At 40.6% G+C, this 17922-nt stretch carries 15 protein-coding genes; 5 read left to right on the top strand and 10 right to left on the bottom strand.

The genetic code is table 11. From position 1 onward, the window contains the following. The first annotated feature begins 215 nt into the window (after positions 1–215). From mqo to ACPF64_RS08825, 4 genes are all read left to right on the top strand, one after another. Positions 216–1856 carry a malate dehydrogenase (quinone) gene (mqo, locus tag ACPF64_RS08840; RefSeq protein WP_209830177.1) on the top strand — a complete coding sequence of 547 codons (1641 nt, stop codon included), beginning with the start codon at positions 216–218 and terminating at the stop codon, positions 1854–1856. 91 nt (positions 1857–1947) lie between these two features. Continuing rightward, positions 1948–2418: a hypothetical protein gene (locus tag ACPF64_RS08835; protein ID WP_426456032.1), complete on the top strand. Its 471-nt coding sequence runs from the start codon at positions 1948–1950 to the stop codon at positions 2416–2418. Between the two features lie 216 nt (positions 2419–2634). Beyond that, positions 2635–3513: a homocysteine S-methyltransferase family protein gene (locus ACPF64_RS08830; RefSeq protein ID WP_205469729.1), complete on the top strand. Its 879-nt coding sequence runs from the start codon at positions 2635–2637 to the stop codon at positions 3511–3513. Positions 3514–3518: 5 nt separating this feature from the next. Continuing rightward, positions 3519–4853, top strand: coding sequence for a basic amino acid/polyamine antiporter (locus ACPF64_RS08825; protein WP_004641701.1), 1335 nt, complete (start codon positions 3519–3521; stop codon positions 4851–4853). 54 nt (positions 4854–4907) lie between these two features. On the opposite strand, the gene ACPF64_RS08820 is transcribed toward ACPF64_RS08825, so the two are convergent. Both ACPF64_RS08820 and ACPF64_RS08815 read right to left on the bottom strand, forming a co-directional pair. Next, on the bottom strand, positions 4908–6821 hold the full coding sequence (locus ACPF64_RS08820) for an esterase/lipase family protein (RefSeq protein ID WP_426456031.1): 1914 nt from the start codon (positions 6819–6821) through the stop codon (positions 4908–4910). Positions 6822–6969: 148 nt separating this feature from the next. Then, positions 6970–7677: a YoaK family protein gene (locus ACPF64_RS08815; RefSeq protein ID WP_426456030.1), complete on the bottom strand. Its 708-nt coding sequence runs from the start codon at positions 7675–7677 to the stop codon at positions 6970–6972. A 321-nt stretch (positions 7678–7998) separates the two neighbouring features. On the opposite strand from ACPF64_RS08815, the gene ACPF64_RS08810 reads away from it, so the two are divergent. Further along, positions 7999–8274 (top strand): hypothetical protein, encoded by a 276-nt coding sequence (locus ACPF64_RS08810; RefSeq protein WP_005042387.1) that lies wholly within the window; start codon positions 7999–8001, stop codon positions 8272–8274. Positions 8275–8279: 5 nt separating this feature from the next. On the opposite strand, the gene ACPF64_RS08805 is transcribed toward ACPF64_RS08810, so the two are convergent. The 8 genes from ACPF64_RS08805 to ACPF64_RS08770 form a co-directional block, all read right to left on the bottom strand. Further along, positions 8280–8720, bottom strand: a complete 441-nt coding sequence (locus ACPF64_RS08805; protein ID WP_426456029.1) for a YbaN family protein — start codon at positions 8718–8720, stop codon at positions 8280–8282. A gap of 26 nt (positions 8721–8746) precedes the next feature. Beyond that, positions 8747–9346, bottom strand: a complete 600-nt coding sequence (locus tag ACPF64_RS08800; protein WP_426456028.1) for a biliverdin-producing heme oxygenase — start codon at positions 9344–9346, stop codon at positions 8747–8749. Between the two features lie 32 nt (positions 9347–9378). Beyond that, positions 9379–10299: an energy transducer TonB gene (locus ACPF64_RS08795; protein ID WP_426456027.1), complete on the bottom strand. Its 921-nt coding sequence runs from the start codon at positions 10297–10299 to the stop codon at positions 9379–9381. 10 nt (positions 10300–10309) lie between these two features. Further along, the gene (locus tag ACPF64_RS08790) at positions 10310–11800 is read right to left on the bottom strand and encodes a surface lipoprotein assembly modifier (RefSeq protein ID WP_426456026.1); all 1491 of its coding nucleotides are present in this window, start codon (positions 11798–11800) and stop codon (positions 10310–10312) included. A gap of 78 nt (positions 11801–11878) precedes the next feature. Continuing rightward, complete coding sequence (locus ACPF64_RS08785) at positions 11879–12670, bottom strand: Slam-dependent surface lipoprotein (protein ID WP_426456025.1); 792 nt, start codon at positions 12668–12670, stop codon at positions 11879–11881. 192 nt (positions 12671–12862) lie between these two features. Next, positions 12863–16036 carry a TonB-dependent receptor domain-containing protein gene (locus ACPF64_RS08780; protein WP_426456024.1) on the bottom strand — a complete coding sequence of 1058 codons (3174 nt, stop codon included), beginning with the start codon at positions 16034–16036 and terminating at the stop codon, positions 12863–12865. Positions 16037–16174: 138 nt separating this feature from the next. Beyond that, positions 16175–17191 (bottom strand): FecR family protein, encoded by a 1017-nt coding sequence (locus ACPF64_RS08775; protein ID WP_426456023.1) that lies wholly within the window; start codon positions 17189–17191, stop codon positions 16175–16177. Continuing rightward, positions 17192–17713, bottom strand: coding sequence for a sigma-70 family RNA polymerase sigma factor (locus ACPF64_RS08770; RefSeq protein WP_426456022.1), 522 nt, complete (start codon positions 17711–17713; stop codon positions 17192–17194). Between the last annotated feature and the right edge of the window lie 209 nt (positions 17714–17922).

Here is a 17922-nt window from a genome sequence, read left to right as displayed (position 1 = left end):
TTGATGAAACCCATTTATTATAAAAATTGTCTTGTCAATGCAAAATTGGTCTAAAATATAGAGTGTTTGCGATAATCCCAAGTAATTTTATTTTTTTATAAGTTCTCTGATTTTGAGAATTTACTTCGCATTTATATCCATTTTGTCTGGATACGCTGTCTAGGTTTCCTCACACCTTAAGTGACTCAAATAACTTATTTTAAGGTCCCCCTTACATGAAAAAGTTTTTGAAATACCTTCTGGTATTAATCATTCTTATTTTAATTGCAGGTATTGTTTTCTTGTTTAGACCGACAACGTCAAAACAAGTAGAAACTGCAAAAGATGAGCCAGTTGTTGATGCTGTTCTTGTTGGCGGCGGCATCATGAGTGCCACTCTTGGTACTTATTTCACTGAGCTTGAACCAAACTGGCAAATTCGTATGTATGAACGTCTTGACCAAGTTGCTCAAGAAAGTTCAAACGGCTTTAACAATGCCGGAACAGGCCACTCTGGCTTTATGGAAATGAACTATACCGAAGAGAAAAACGGTAAGATGGAAATTGTCAAAGCTGAAAAAGTTGCTTCTCAATTTGAAGTTGCTAAACAGTTTTGGTCATATCAGGTAAAACAAGGCGTTTTAGCTGAACCTAAATCATTCATTAACCCAGTTCCGCACATTGCTTTCGTTTGGGGCGATAACGTTCAATTCTTAGAAAAACGTTATGCTGCAATGATTCAAAGCCCGTTGTTCAAAGGCATGAAATTTACTGAAGACCCTGCTGTTATTAAACAATGGGCGCCTTTAGTGATGAACGATCGTGACCCTAGTCAAAAAGTTGCAGCGACCCGTATGGATGTTGGCTCTGACGTAAACTATGGTTCTATCACTAAACAATTAGTGAATCGTTTAGACCAAAACCCTAATTTCAAATTACAGACTTCAACCGAAGTGACTGGCATCAGCCAAAATGATGACAAAACTTGGACTGTGTCTTTCAAAAATTTGAAAACTGGTAAAGTAGATCACGTTAAAACGCGTTTTGTATTTATTGGTGCAGGTGGTGCAGCAGTTAAATTATTGCAACTTACTGGTTTACCAGAAGCGAAACAATATGCTGGCTTCCCTGTTGGTGGTGAGTTCTTAATTACTGACAACCCAAAAATTACTGCAGAACACACAGCAAAAGTTTATGGCCGTGCTGAACTTGGTGCGCCTCCAATGTCTGTGCCACATATTGATACGCGTTATATCGACGGTAAAAAATATGTATTGTTTGGACCATTTGCTACGTATTCAAACAAGTTCCTGAAAAACGGTTCTCAGCTTGATTTACTTGCATCTACTAACAAAAACAACGTTTTACCAATGACCACTGTTGGTTTGGAAAATCTTGATCTTGTTAAATACTTGGTTAGCCAAGTGATGATGTCAGATGAAGACCGTCTAAATGAACTTCGTAAGTACTACCCAGATGCGAAAGCTGAAGACTGGCGTTTAAGCCAAGGTGGTCAACGTGTTCAGATCATTAAAAAAGAGCCGGGCAAACCAGCTACACTTCAATTCGGTACAGAAATCTTTGCGTCTAAAGATGGTGCTGTAACTGCATTGTTAGGTGCATCTCCGGGTGCTTCCACTTCTCCATACATCATGCTTAACTTGCTTGAAAAAGCTTTCCCTGAGCAAACTGAAGGTAAATGGAATCAGAAGCTTCATGAAATTGTTGTTTCTTATAAACAAGACCTAAGCAAAGATCCTGTATTACTCGACAAAGTTCGTCAGTACACAAGTTCTACACTTGGCTTGAACTATACATCTCCGTTTAAAGCGGCAAACGATGAAACTGCTGCTGCCCCTGTTGCAAAAGCAAACTAAGTTTGATGATGTATAAGTAAAATTCCAAAAGGATGAATTTCGATTCGTCCTTTTGTTTTTTAAGACTTCAGTTGAAATATTTAGATTAGCTATGACACCTTTAAACTCATCATCCCGCCTCTTTTCATTTTGTTTTAAGCTCGTGCTTATTTTGCTACTGGCTTATCTTTTGTTAAGCGGTTTTTATATGTGGATGATTGGCGGTACAGCGATTTATGTAAGTTCAGCCGTGTTACTTGCCATCAATGCTTATGCATTTAAGCTCGGCAAATATCAAAAACTGTTTTCAATTTTAAATCTACTAATCAGTGCTGTCGCCTTATATTTTAGTACAGCCCATTTATTTTTCTCTTCTGTTCAATTCTTTATATTTTTACCTGCTCTATTTTTTGTGTCATTAGCGTTCACTCACGTCAAAAAAATTCGAAGCCTATATAAGGCTTTAATATTAATCAGCTTATTGATTTGGTCAGGCATACATTTTAGTCAACTTGAGCAACTTAAAGCGTATTATAAAACTCAGCACACTGGGGAAAGTTGGCAACAATATGGCGCACTTTAAGCTTGTTTTTTAATCTATAGCTGTATATAAATAAGTCTTCTTTTTCACATGAAGTTCATCAGTAAAATTGAACATCATATACAGAATTCCTTTTAAGAAAAAATATTCATAACAATCTAATTTATTTAGAAATATATAGAGCATATTAGCGATTGAATACGCCCCCTCTACACGCTAGATTACTTAAATATTTTTTCTCCCTTTATGTTGTAATTTATGAAAATTTTAGATGGCGGTTTAGGCCGTGAATTGGCTCGTCGTGGCGCTCCATTTCGTCAACCAGAGTGGTCTGCGCTTGCACTCATTGAAGCGCCTGAAACAGTAAAAGAAGTACATCTCGATTTTATTAACGCTGGTTCAGAAGTTATTACCACCAATAACTATGCTGTTGTACCATTTCACATTGGGCAAGAACGCTTTGAAACTGACGGCATTCGTTTAATTCAAGTTGCGATCGAACAAGCAAAAAATGCAGTTAAAGAAAGCGGCAAAAATGTCAAAATTGCAGGCTGCTTACCGCCTTTATTTGGTTCTTACCGTGCAGACTTGTTTCAGGCTGAGCAGGCTAAAGACCTTGCTGAACCCATCATTAATACATTGGCACCAGAGGTGGATTTCTGGTTAGCAGAAACTCAATCGTGCTTAAAAGAAGTCGAAACAGTGCATGCCTTATTACCAAAAGATGGTAAGGACTATTGGGTATCGTTTACCCTGCAAGACGAAATTAAACAAGAACAAGCCTTACTCCGCTCAGGTGAAAACATGCAACAAGTGGCTGATTTTATAAAACAGTCAAATGCAAAAGCGGTTTTGTTTAACTGCTGCCAGCCTGAAGTAATCTTGCAAGCCATTAATGAAATTAAAGGACTTATTCCAGAGTCTGTACAAATTGGTGCCTATGCCAATGCTTTCCCGCCTCAAGATAGCAGCGCAACTGCCAACGATGGACTTGATGAAGTTCGTAAAGACCTTGATGCTCCTGCTTATCTTGGTTTCGCCAAGCAATGGCAGCAAGCAGGCGCAAGTTTAGTAGGCGGTTGCTGTGGTATTGGTCCAGAACACATTGCTGAACTCTCTCAATTTTTTAAAGAATAAATACCATGTCTGCTGCCAAAATTGGATTGTTGTCTCTTACAGCGCTGGTCTTTAGTTCTATGGTGGGGTCAGGCGTATTTAGCCTCCCCCAAAATATGGCTCAGGTTGCCAACGGCTCTGCCCTTCTTGTTGCATGGCTCATTACCGGAGTCGGCATTATTTTCTTAGCCCTCACGCTATTACATTTAACTCGCCAACGACCAGATCTAGACGGTGGTATTTATAACTATGCGCGTGAAGGTTTTGGTGACCTGATTGGGTTTTGCTCCGCTTGGGGCTATTGGTTGTGTACCACCATTGGTATTGTCGGTTATGTCGTGATTGCCTTTTCGGGCGTTGGCATGTTTACCGACAGCAAAGACCATATTATTTTTGGTGAAGGCAATACGCTCTATTCACTCATTGGCTCAAGCATTTTTGTATGGCTTGTACACTGGTTGGTGAGTCGAGGCATTAAAGAAGCGGCAATTGTGAATTTACTGGCGACTATTGCCAAAATCATTCCAATGGTGGTTTTTATCTTCTTTACCTTTATTGCCTTTAAGTTTGATTTATTCAAACTCAACTTAAATGACTTCTCTTTAAAAGTTCCACTTTGGCAGCAAGTGAAAGACCTGATGCTAATTACCCTTTGGGTATTTACTGGTATTGAAGGTGCTGTGGTTTTATCATCACGTGCAAAAAACCGTTATGACATTGGTAAAGCCACTATTTTAGGTGTGTTACTGGCGTTAAGTTTTTACGTGATGGTTACAGTTTTGGCCTATGGCGTAGTAAGTCGTGAAGCACTTGCAGGCATGCATAACCCATCAATGGCAACCATTTTACAGCAGCTCATAGGCTTGCCAGGCACTATCGTTATTACCATTGGGCTTATTATTTCAGTTTCTTCGTCTTATTTAAGCTGGACTTTATTTGCAACTGAAATTCCATATTTGGCTGCAAAAAATGGCGCATTCCCGAAATTATTTTTAAAGAATAATCAGAATAATGTGCCGATTTCATCGCTTTGGCTTACCACTCTGGTCGTGCAAGGCGCATTGATTGCCGTGTATTTTTTCAATAAAAACTATACCCAGCTTTTATTGATTTCATCGGTAATGATTTTATTGCCTTATTTTCTGGTGTCGGCTTTTTATCTTAAAGAATCGATTCGCCACAAACGTACCCCACATATTGCTATTGCAAGCGTCGCTTCAATCTATGCGCTTTGGTTACTCTATGCAGCAGGATTAGATTTATTGCTGCTGTCTGTGGTCTTGTATTTAGTCGGCTTGGTTATTTTTTCAATCAGCTACTTTGAGCATAAAAAATCGCTCAAACAAAATCAGCTAAATTAATTATTTCAACCACTGCTGACCCATTTCAGCAGTGGTTGTCTAAAAACAAAATTTCTATTTTGAAGTCTGTGACTGCTTAAGATGCAACCGTAAAATACGGCGTAATTCTAAAATCGCTTCTGGGCTAGTTTGAATTGAATGCCCGCCTTTAATAATCAGTTCCGACTGTTCACCACCTAAATGTGAACTTTGATACGGCACAATTCCATCACTGCTTTTTAACTTATCTGCCGTACCATCAATATTGCCCATAATCGAGTGATAGACCACGTTAAACGATGGTTGAATGGCTTGCGTAAGCTGCATAAAACTAGAAGAACGACTTAAATTACTCGCTCCATTTTCAATTAAACCTTTTCTGAGCTTTGTATTTTTCTCATCTCTCATTTCGACTGCAATAAAGAAATCGGCAGGCAAACGAATAACACGGCGTGCAATTTGGGTAAACCATCGGTCAGCGTAATCTGTACCATGATGCGGTGCAGAAACAAAAACAACCCGCTTAAAATAAGGCAAAGCTTTGAACTGAAAACGCTCTTGAATCACTGGATTTTCTTTTAAACGATTTAACTGTGCTTCATTCATTTTTTGCATGGCTAAATCGGAAACATCGGCATCGCTTACCAATAAACGGCTAATGACTCCGCCCATACTATGCCCAACCAACACTGCATCATGCTCAGCATAGCTGTCTTTGGCAATGTTTTGGAAAGCCTGATTCAACAATGAATAAATCTGAAAACGGCTTTCAAAAATGGGCATATTGGTAGAATAAAACACCTGCCAAACTTGATAGTTTTGCCTCAATTCGGCATCGCCCATAATGTCATTGGTTAGGCTTACCCAAGCCTCTGGGCTACTCGCCAAGCCATGAACAAACACAATGATTTTCTTATTCGGGTTAAAAGGTTCCAGCATATATAAATGCGGCATGATTAAATTGGATTCTTTATTAATTAAAGACCAATACCCTGCTGCACCTAAATTATATTTCGAGAGCCAAAGCCCATAAGGCGCCGAATAATTTGCAGTGAGTGGATAGTCCACACCTTCAACTTTTACACGGTCTTGTCGATATGGATCAAACATGGCAATTTCTAACTCTGCTCCAGCAATGATCTGATCTGCTGTGGCTGTTTGTTTAGGGTAAGCAATAGCAGTGACTGGAAAGAAGCGTGGTAAATGAATATTAGGATTGGTTTGATGAGCATAAAAAGCATCGGGATCTAAAATGAAACCATGATTTACATCATTTTCTTTACGCCCGACAATAAATTCTGCCCCTAAGCCATCCTTACGGTTGACGGTATTAAAGCCAGAAAAGTTCATGTTATAGCTGGAGCGAAAGGTATCGACTTCTATTTTTTGTACATCTACGGCATGGTCAAAATTGACATGATATTGATGCCCATCTGCCTTAAGTACAGGTGGAAAACGATGCGTATTTAAATGATTAAAATACGTGGTCATTAACTTCGACAAAGCGACGTTATAAAAAATACGCACCTGATTTTGGCGATGATCAAACACTCGATCGAACGGCGACTCTTCAGAGTCAAATAAATAAACATAGCTATAGCGCAAGCTTTTATCGAACAAAGCTAACTCTTGCTCAACACAATTTTTACTTTTATTGATAGCATTACACTGGCTGCCACGCCCAACATCTAAAGCCTTGGCTAAATAAATTTCACTCAGCGCAGCATAGCGTTCTTCTCGACTGCTATTTTCAGACAAGCTTTGAATTTTAATTAAACAATCATCAAAATTTTGCAGACAAGATTTTTCGTCTTTTTTAACTAAATACAGCAAGTTTTGAGTTTGATGGCTTAAGGTGCCGTCAGTCAGAATACTTTCATTCTTACTTTTTAAAGCATTACTTAAATTACTTTCTTTTAAATTAATGACCTGACAGCCACTGAGCAAAGCCATTATTGTTATCATTGAATAATGGTAAGACTTTGTCATTCTGCATTCCTTAATCGAATGTATTCCCCATTAGGTCATTATGCCTGTAAAGCAATGAACGAACAATTTCAGCTCAGCTTCCGTTTTCCTTTATTGCGAAAAAAAGCCTGAATTACATTTCATTCAGGCCTATTCTTGGTGAGTTCAATCAAGCTTGGTTGAACTTTTGCTGTGAAGCTAAATAAGAAAAATACAAAATTGGTAAGATAAACGGCGCTACACTCCAGAAGTCAAAATAGACATAAAGTATCGCTCCTAAAAAGGCACCAATCACAAACCCAATTACAATACTGACACTTTTAAGTAAACTTGCCCGATTGGCTGCATTATTGTTTTTAAGCAAGTTAGCAATATCAATACCGAGCTGCGTGGTATTGCCCGTCATCATAGTACTTGGGCTAATATTTTTAATCAGCGTTTTGCTTGAAGTATTACGAATAGCTAAAGCAATTAAACCCAGCCCACCTGTTAATGCCACAGTAATTGCATCGGCATTTTTAAAAGGTTCGAAATAAAGCCCTGCAATCATAAAAGCAGATAGAAAGATGGCTTCAAATAAGAATAAATAAGACAGCGTTTTGTGCTTCACCTGACTACGGTCAATTAAAAGTTTTGTAATCACAACTGTCACAATGAACAAAGGAATCGCAGCAAGCTTAATCCATAAACCAGAGCCGCCTTTAACCCATGCCGCCCCTGCCAACACTAAGTTTCCTGTAACATGAGCGGTAAAAAAGCCAAACAATGCAATAAAGCCAATAGTATCAATTGCCCCACCAACCATAGTTAGTAAAACAGGATCTCGACATATCGCCCATGTACTTTCTGTTTCTTTTTTAATTGGGGTATCTACCATATAAAATATCCTGTTAAATTAAAGTTTTAAAGCAATTAAGTTGTATGTAAATGATTTAAAAATGAATAATGCTTAAACGTTTATGAAAGCAAAAAAAGATGTAAAAAAATAGGGTGTGTAATGTCGTAACACTGTCTTTAAAATAGCAACAATCAAAATTGTCTATTTTAAGGACAATAAAACAGTGATCATCTTCAAATCAATTTGACCTCTAAAACAGTTCTAACTATGATGAAGCCGCAAGTTGATATCAACTGATTTTGAACCTGAAAAAGTTATGCCAAAATATGGATAATGAAAAAAACAATCACGAGTAGATATATGTCACTTTATAATTATTCAGTTCTTTTAGGCGGATTATTATTTGCATCTATTGCCTTTGCAGGTCAGAAAACTAATGCTCAACGTGATTTCTATTTAAAATGTATGGCAGCAGGTCATAGCCGTGCAAGTTGTACATGTATTTATCATCGTTTAGAACGTCAATATTCCCCTAAACTGATGCTTAAACTTGGCAGTTTAAGTTTACAAAGCCCTGAAGTACCGCGTGATTTTGTAAAAACAATGAAGCGTACTATGCAACAGTGCCAATCATAATTCTTTCATTTTTTAAGCCACATCCATACTAATACCCCTGCCATACATAAAATTGCCGGATAGACAAACCACGGATGTGGAATAGTCCAAAGCATAAGTCCCGCAGCCAAACTCATACTGAATGTCGAGATATATTTTGCCTTTTTAGGAATACGCCGATGTTCTTGCCACTCTCGAACGAATGGACCGATATAACGATGATTTCGAAACCATTGATGAAGTTTTTCAGAGCCGCGAGCCGCAAAGAAAACAGCTAAAATTATAAAATCAACCGTGGGTAGGCCCGGAATAAAAATACCCAATATGCCAAGCGCGATACACAACCAAGCCAAACCAATAAACACCCAACGCGCCCAAATAGAACGAGCAAGCTTACTGACTGGTTGAGCGGGTACTAACGACTGCTCATGTTTTACGATCACATTTACTTGATTGAGTTTGTCCATACTGGGTAACCTTTATCCACTTTTTATTATTTCAATGTATCGAGCTGATCAAGCGCCTGACCAAAATATCCAAATGCATCTAAAGCACCTTGTACAACACGATCTTGCTGGGTTTGGTCAAAGCCTGTTTCGTCGAGTGCTTGCACAAAACGCTTCCAGACTTTAGCGCGCCCTTCGGGATAGGCAGCTAAATTACGCGCAGCAAACGTTTCAGAAAACCCTAAATGCTTTTGGGCCTCTTTAAATAAAAATGCAGCTCCTAAGGTTGAACCTTCAGACACATAAATCCAGCCTAAAGCTTCGGGTAGCTGTACGTTTTCACTTTGTAATTGCTGCCCGTTGGGTTGAATGCCTAAATCATTTAAATCGGCAAGTGCTTGTTTTGAGCGGCCACGAATATTGAGGTCCGGAATCAGTCCTGCCACACCCTCTTTTTCAAAAAGATGTTCAATTTCGCGCTGAAAGTAATATTGAGACAACGTAAATTGTGCGTATTTTTCTTTACTTGAAAACACCTTTGCTTGTGACATTAATTGATGCATACGTTCATGTTCAGCAGCGGTTTCTTGTTTCAAACGTAAAGACAAGCTGTTGCTAATGATTTGTTCTGTAGATGTGTTCATCATTTTTCTCCTGCAAGACGGATATCATTCATCGGTTAACGGCCCCGATTGAGTTTGAGTTGGACTGGAAAATCCACAACAATGGTCACGGCGCGACCATTAATTTTGTGGGGTTTAAATCTGGATTTACGTGCAGCTTGCATGACCCGCTCATCAAGGCTGGCAATGCCCGAACTTTGACGTAATTGAATGTTGATCGGCTGCCCTTTTTCATTAATGCGAATCCGAAGCTCAACCAAACGATTTTGTTGTTTTAACTCGCGGTCATCATAGTCAAGCCCACCAAAACTCAGCACATCCACACTACTCACCTGAACAACGTCATCGTGTTCAACTTGAGTGCTAGGTGCTTTGGAATATTCTTGCTGCGTTGCAGGTGTTTTGACGCCGCCACTTTTGGTTGTGCTGCTGGTGTTTTCTAGCAAGTGCTCTCTTTGCGGTTCAAGGTCAGTTGAACTGAGTTGTGTATCTGTATGAGGAGCTGCTCGCCTTTGTGTACGCTGCGCTGGTTGGAGTGGAGCTAAAATATTTAAATTCGTTTTTGATTGTGCTTGCTGTTTGTCACTTAAATTATTTTGCACGACCTCTTTAGAGGCAGTTTTTGACGCTAATGTTCGAACATTTGTAGGCGAGTTTTTTGATTCTTCAGGTACTGAAGATACCGAACTGTTTAATGTAGATTTAGGCGTTACACTTTTTTTAGGTTGGCTTTCGATCTTTTCAGCCGATGGCTTTTTAGCAGGCGCCAATGACACAAAACTTACTTTTAATGCATCTACTTTTGGCGATGCTCGAAAAGTATAAGGTTCAATTAAATGGCTCAGCATCCAGACAACAAACACATGCAGACCAATCACCACCACTACGGTTAAGCACTTATAAAAATGCTTCGGCTCTTGTGTGAAAGGCAACATAGCCATCGGCTTATGTGTCGGGAATAAAGATTTTGATTTCATGGCTTATTCCCTAAAAACGATGCTCAAGCTTGAGGCTAATGTTGTGTTTATCGTAGGAATACAGCCAATCGACATTACTTTTATTATGGTTGTAACGGTAGGTTAAATTAGGCGTCATGCCATAAAACTCAAAGCGCGGCATTTGCACAACAACGGTATAGTTCTGCTCAAAATCATGACGGCGTGCTAAGAAAGTTTCCGCATATTTATCAAACAGGCGCCAACGGTAAGAGCTCAACAAAGTGGTGTTAAATCCTGTGCTCCAAGACTTGCTTAAGCCCAACCTCACACCTTGTTGTTGGTAGGCAGCCATATATTTTTCTTGGGTCGAATGGTCAATTACATCTAGACCACCAAAAAAAGTCCACTGGTCTGGAAAAATCTTCCAGAAAGTGGCGAAGGCCGAATTTTCTACCCCATCTAGGGTTTTATATTTCTGATAATTTAAATCTTTACTCTCAGCCTCAAGCTTGAAAGCTTTATCTGCCGAGATAAAATGCATCCATTCGGCACGCGCGCCCCACGCATTATAAAGACCATCATTGCCATAACGTTTATGTTCAAAAAGCGGACTCACCCCAATTTGATTTTTTAAGTCAAAGTAGCTGTAGCCTGCATTAATGTTAACGGTAGATTCATTAAATGCCGCGTGGTCGTTATAGGACTGTCCAAACGCCAGCGCACGTAAAGCCACGCCATGATGCCCCTCAATCGCATAGCGTTTAATCAGACTGGCTTCGTAATCTAAACCTGTTGCCGACTCAGCTTTAGGCGTCCCACGGGTAACTTGCTCAATTGGGATAATATTACCGTCACTATCTTTGCCATAAAGCGTCCATGTTTTGCTCTGTTCAGACGAACTATTTAAATTACTGACATAGGTGTAACCCGCTGAAACCGAGCCTTGCCAAGAGTCTCGTTTTTTTAATGCCTGAACAAAAGTATTCACTGTTGTTAAAACCCCAGACGGGATTACCGCAGGGTCACTTTGTTTAAGTTGGTCTTGAATGGAAATAAAAAGGCGTGCTGCTTCCTTATTCTTCTGTTGTTCAAACAGCACGCGCGCTAACTCAAGTTCACAAATTAAGTTATGTGGTTGTTGTTTTAAGCTGCTTTGAAATTTTTGTTCAGCCAATTTCAGTTGACCCTGAGAACGTGCAACTGCCCCTTCGGCAAAGTCGGTTAAAGCCCGATCGTAGCCAACATATTTCTTATAATGTTCTAAATAAACTGTGGCTTTGAGCCACTGTTTTTGCATGACTGCCAAATATAACGCTTTGGCAAGATCATTCTGGTTTTGCTCAACACTATATTCTTGTCCATTAATTTGAAGTTTAGGTAATTGCTCGGTACTACGAATGGTTCCCTGCTCGTGAAACTGTCGCTGTTCTTGTAAAAGCGTTTGATCCAAGCTTTGATTGAGACGAAGCTGTGTGTCTTCGTCGGCATATAAAAATGGACAACTCAACAATGTCAGACAGCACAAAAGCGTTCGTTTCATAAAACAATAAACCTGAAGCAACCAAGCAAAAGCCAAAAAACAAAAGGAACCTACGTGTGTAGATTCCTTTTGAATTCATTAATTTTTAGCACCGCCAAATGCAGTGTTGTAAGACACGTTATCAAACTGGGCAATACCCGCTAAAGCCGAAGCATTTGCACCAAAGAATTGACCTTGAACCACACCAGAGTTGTCGATACCAGCCGTACCGTTAGCCGTTGCCAAACCGGCAAACGCAGCAGTACCTGGATTAAATGCCACACCATCTAGGCTTAATGATGAAACAGCCGTACCTGTTCCGTTAAGCGTCCCTTCAAGTGTGCCCGCGCCATAATTTGCCGTGAACGTACCACTTAACAAATTGCTTCCAGAACCATTAATCCCTGCAACCGTATAAGTTGCAGTACCCACAGTTGGAACAGTGGTATTGGTGTTATCACCCGCATAGTAAACGGTATGGCTCGCGCTTGCTGGCGTGTCGCCCGCTTTCCACCATTCACCAAAATAGACTTCCTGTGTGCCCACCTGACCAAAGTTAAAATTACCTAATGCACTGTGTGAAGGTGGCATTGCAGACACTGGAATATGCGAAATATTAAAGGTTTTGCTGCCAACCGTTACATTGGTGTTACTCGTTCCCTGAGCAGCAAAAGCCTGAGCCAAACCTTTTAACGAACTAAAACCTGTAAAAGCGTTATATGGTGCACCCGCAGCTTGAACCGATACCGCTGCAACACCACCCGGATGGCTTGCATTGGCAGCAGCACCGATTTTGATGTTACTTTCATTACTCGAAATACCATCAATACCTGCATAAGCAAATGCAGTTGAACAAGCAACGAGACCCAAGAACAATTGAGAGATTTTCATTTGTTGTTACTCCATCTTTTTTAAAACTAAGTTATTGTTTAATTTAAAATAACGATTTCGCTATTTTTAGTTTATTGAATAGGCCCAGCTGAAAACCTACTCAGTTTTTTTGTAAATAATAATCATTCAATCTTATTATTTACCGTTACCTGACTCCCCTTTTATGTATGTGTAGAGGGAATCAAATTCTGTTTAAAATTTAGTGGTCCAGCTAATTTTCATCGTTCGGCCGGGTGCCGCCATGGCACTACGGGTTAAAGGATCGATATAAAACTGGTTAGAAAGATTACTGCCGACAAATTCAACGGTGTTGTAGTTATCGACCTGATAACGCGCATAGGCATCAAAAATCCACGTGTCATCCCACGCCAAAGGCACATTGAGGTAATAGCCTTTATTGACGCTAGCATCATTGTTTTTGCGTAGCGGGCTTTCATAAGCTTTATAGAATGTTGCACGTGCACCGAGCTCTAACTTTTCATCTAAAAAGCGTGCGCCAAGCAAACCGTGGAAACTCAGTTCAGGTGTAGCCATGGTCACCAAGTAACCATTTGGGAAACCGTCATCAACACAGCGCTGATACGGTTCACGAAACTCAAGGCCCTGCTCGGTTTGAACCGTGCCGCCTAAAATCATTTTGTTAATGGCACTATTGGTATCACACACTTCATTTTTTAAGTTATAAGCCACGCTCAAGTCTGTGAAAAAACCGCCATTATCAAAACGACTTTGTAACTCTAAACCTGACAGCTTTTGCTCATCCATATTGGTAAAAATAAGGTTTTGATCACGCTCAATCACATTTTTGGTTTTGTTGTAGTAATAGGCGAGCTTAATGTCGGCATTACGCGCTGTACTGAACCAATCACGCATGTCATAGACATAACCCACTTCGTAGTTAAAAGCGTGTTCAGGTTTGATTGTTTGATATGGCAACATGGCAGAAAAACCAACAGTGCTTTCAAACAAACTTGGTAAGCGATATTCCTCTGCATAGCGTGCATAGATTCTGCTGTTTGGCGTGAGGTGAATTGAGGCACCTAACTGCGGTGCCCAGCCGCTATCTTTAACTTTGTCGGCAGACTCAACCGGAACTTGGTCAACCACCGACATAAAATTACCGCCAGTTACGACGTACTTTTGTCCAGAGGCATTGAGCTGGTTTAAAGGATTATCAGCAAGCGACAATTGCCCATTCGCATCTGCTTTCCAGCTCAGCGTATTTTTCTGTGACCAGATCATGTTATACAACGTGCTCTCTGAGGCAGGCACGGTATCGAGCTGCCCATCCCAATCAGGATTTTTTGTGGCATAGCGCTGTTTTAAAACATTGATTAAACGCTGCTGAGTCGAGGTGTAACTCTCAGGCATAGTCTGATATTCAAAGGTATATTCTTTAAGCCTACTTTTTTTGGTAAACAGCGGATTTAAATTCGGGTCAATCTCGCTCTGCAAAGACTTATTTAAAAAGTCATCAACAGCCCAATACGAGCGATAACGCATGCCCGCATCAAAACTTAACCAAGACAGCGGTCGATAATTAAAATTAAAGTCGAACGTTTTTTCCTCACGGCGCCCTGCTCGTGGCAATGCTTGATAGAGCGAATAACTTGGGCCAAATTCACCATACACATCATCAGACGTCAGCTTTTCTTTTAAGAAACTTCCACCGAGCGTCAAATCAAGCTGGTCTAACAAACGGGCTTTATTACTGACCGTAATGCCTTTACGCGTATTATCAGAATGGCTAATCGCCGTGTTAATAATCGTGTTATCTCGAAAGTCGATTGTGGTTGGCCACCCACCACGTGTGTATGTCTGGCTTTCGGTGTCGGTTTGCCAAATGTTGGCATAGAAATCAATCCAGCGATTATTCTCAGGCTTAAATTTATATTCGAGACTATAGGCTTTAGAGTGAATATTGCTTAAAGGCCACTGCGGAACACCCAAATCAGGCGTAATGCCCCAAACAATTCGAGACGGCATAATTTCACCAAAAATATTTTTGGTATCTCGGTAAGTCAGTTTAAGGGTCTGGCTATCGGTTGGGCGATAGGTCCCTTTTAATAACCACGACTCCATATGACTTGAAGTGTTGGGAACTTCATCGCCCGGTTGATAGGCATAGGCAAAGTAAGGGATAAAATCAAGGCTACTATCTGGCGTCGCTCGTTTATAGTAGCCCGCGCCATGTGTCCCCGAAAAATAGTTACCGCGCTCACGTACCGCATAAACTGCCAGTAAATCGAATTTATCTTGCTTGGTTGCAATTGCCAGTCGGCCCGCCAAGTCATCGCCCGAAAAATTAGAGTTATCACTTCTGGTCCGGTTCTTTTTATAAATATCGGGGTCATATTTGGCCCCGTTCATGTCGATCCAAGGCGTTGTGTCATCGTAGTTTTTGCCTACTTTACTCATGTCTGGCAAAGACGGATCGATTGAGTTGGTTGAGCCTTCTACCTTTAACTCTGCACCAAAAGATTTACCCGGACGAACAATGTCATCGGCCTCTAGCGTTTTAACCACCACACCACCGCCAACAGAAGTCGTGGTATTACGCTCCAAAGACGGGCCTTTAATGACTTCAATGCCCGCAATGAGATTAGGGTCGATATAGTTTCGGTTGTTTACCCCGTTGTAGCCACGCCATACGGCAATTGACTGTTCGGTACCATCAATGGTTAAAGGCACACGGCCAACGCCCTGCACACCACGTACACTTGGATCGAGTGCGCCACTGTTACGGGCATCACCACTATAGACGCCCACCATGCCTTGTAAAACATCGGCTGGGTTGGTTCCCTTAAAGCGCTCGACATAGTCTTTGCCCGCATAGACCGAAGAGCGGTTTGCGTCATAAACTTTGTTATAGCCTTCTGTGTCACGGTCTTCTTTGCCGTACACCACTATTGGGGTAAGTCGTACCGATGCATCTTCTTCAATTACGGCACCACTTAGTGGCAGGCTAGCGGCCTGAACCTTAGATGAAGTGACGCGCGGCATAGATTTTTTGCTGAGTGTGTAGCCCTGCCCAACTTTTACGGCATTAAATTCAGTTGCTTTTAAAAGCTGCTCAAAACCTTGCTCGACGGCAAAGCTGCCTTTTAAGCCTAGGCTGTGTAACCCTTGAAGTTGCTGAGCATCCATTGCAATTGAAGTACCCGATTGTTCGGCAAACTGGTTGAGTACGTTGGCAAGACGGCCCGCAGGAATGTTATAGCTTTTAACTCCGACTGTTTGTGCATAGGCCTGCTGCATAGGCAGCACAACAAGCCCACCCATCGACACAGCATGTATGGCAAACGCCAGTGTTGAGAATCGAAAAATCGACCGATTCCGCTTTTGCCCCGTTCCCGCTTTTTTCATTTGCCCGCCCCAGTAAATCGTAATAAGAATCATTCAATACAACTAATTAAAATGATCCATATTTATTGCTTCTACTTACTATGACGAACGACTTTCAAAAAAGTGGAACCTAAAATTGAAAATAAATTTAATTTTTTATTATTTTAAAGAAACCATCACTACAAACGGCGTGATTTGCTTAATTTTCAGGTCTGGAAAAACCGTAGCCAAAAGCTTAAGCGATTCTGTGGTTTGGTCTAAAGGCAATACCGCATTGACCCGTACATGTTGCAATGCCGCATCATTAAAAATAATTTTGCCTTTGTAATTACGTTCTAGCTCTTGTAGCACTTGATTCAGCGGCAGGTTTTCTACCATAAGCTGATGCTTTTGCCATTTTTGTTGTTCGTTATAAATATTGAGTGCAGGAAGTTTTTGCACACCGTTTTGGTCCATTTTAATGGCTTGCCCCGCCTCGACAATAGCCTCACGAGTAGTAAGCAATTGGGTCTTTTTAACCTGTGTAGCTTCTACTTTTACCTTTGAGTGTAACATTTTGAGTTCAGTTGCCGAAGGGTCATAACGGACACTAAAAGCTGTGCCGAGTGCCTGAATTTGTCCATGGCTGGTTTTGACCAAAAACGGTCTGGTCTTATCTTTGGCAACATCGACATAAATTTGACCTTGCACCAACTCAACCACTCGCTGGTTGGTTTTAAAATCAAGATTGACCGCGCTTTTACCACGCAAAATTAAACGTGAGCCGTCTGGCAAAGTTTGTGTAGTCCACTGCCCCGTTTGCCCTTGAATATCAGCAGTAACATAGGCCACTGTAGTATCGGTTAAATAAAATAACGCCCCACTCATGGCAACAAAAACGATAGCAAAAGCTGTTCCTGCCCGTAAATGCTTGTAGGCTTTGCCTGAGCTTAGGCCAGCCTTAAGGGCAACTTTGGTAACTTTTTTATGTCCACTGGTTTGGGAAAGTTTTTGAATCGAACCAATGCACTGTTCAATATCGGCAGCCACTTGGTGGTGTTGCTCACTGGTTTTTTTCCACTCTTCAAATTTTTGTTTGGCGGTTTTTCGTGAGCTTTCATCATCCGAACTCAGTTGAACAATCCAATGCGCGGCTTCTTCAACCAGTTGGTGATGTTTGCTTTTATCCATGGCCATTTAAATGCAAGCGTCCATGTCTTGTCGGTTTTGGTAGCATTGAATTAAACAGCTCGCCAAATATTTTTGAATCATTTTGGTCGACACATTTAAACGCTCGGCAATTTCTTTATGGGTATAGCCTTCGAGGTAATGCAAAATAAAAGCTTGCTGTGCTTTTTCAGAAACCCCTTCGAGTGCTTTGCAAAGCTGGTTAATTGCTTGAATAATTTGTATTTGGTCTTCGGGTGAAGCCACCGCTTCAAGCATATATTCCATTTGACTCAAGCCATCTAAATAGGCCTGTTCAATGCGTTTACGGCGCACTTGGTCAATCAGCAGGTTTTTAGCAATCGAGGTTAAATAGGCACGCGGTTCCTTAATGCCGAATAGCTCGTCTCGCGTTTGTAGCAGTTTAATAAATGTGTCCTGAACCAGATCTGCGGCCTGATCAGTATTACCTAATTTTTGTCTCAACCATTGGTGAAGCCAGCTTTGGTGACTTCTATATAACTGATCTACAAGCAAAGAAGTTTTGTTCACAGCACATGGACTCAAAACAAGGAACCCACAAATGATAATAATTATCATTTAAACAAGTCAAGCAATAATTCAAGTAAAACTTAAATCACTGTTTAATAAATTGAATTAATTGCCCATATAGTCCTAAAGTAACCTCTTTTTCATATATAGCTTGTAATGATTCATTCTCTACTAAACCTTTAACAAAAGTTTGAAAAAGATTTAATAGA

Origin of the sequence: Acinetobacter sp. KB005 (genome assembly GCF_049949095.1) — a bacterium.
GTDB lineage: Bacteria > Pseudomonadota > Gammaproteobacteria > Pseudomonadales > Moraxellaceae > Acinetobacter > Acinetobacter calcoaceticus.
The sequence above is the reverse complement of the archived record's forward strand: the minus strand, read 5'-3'. Positions and strand labels throughout refer to the sequence as shown.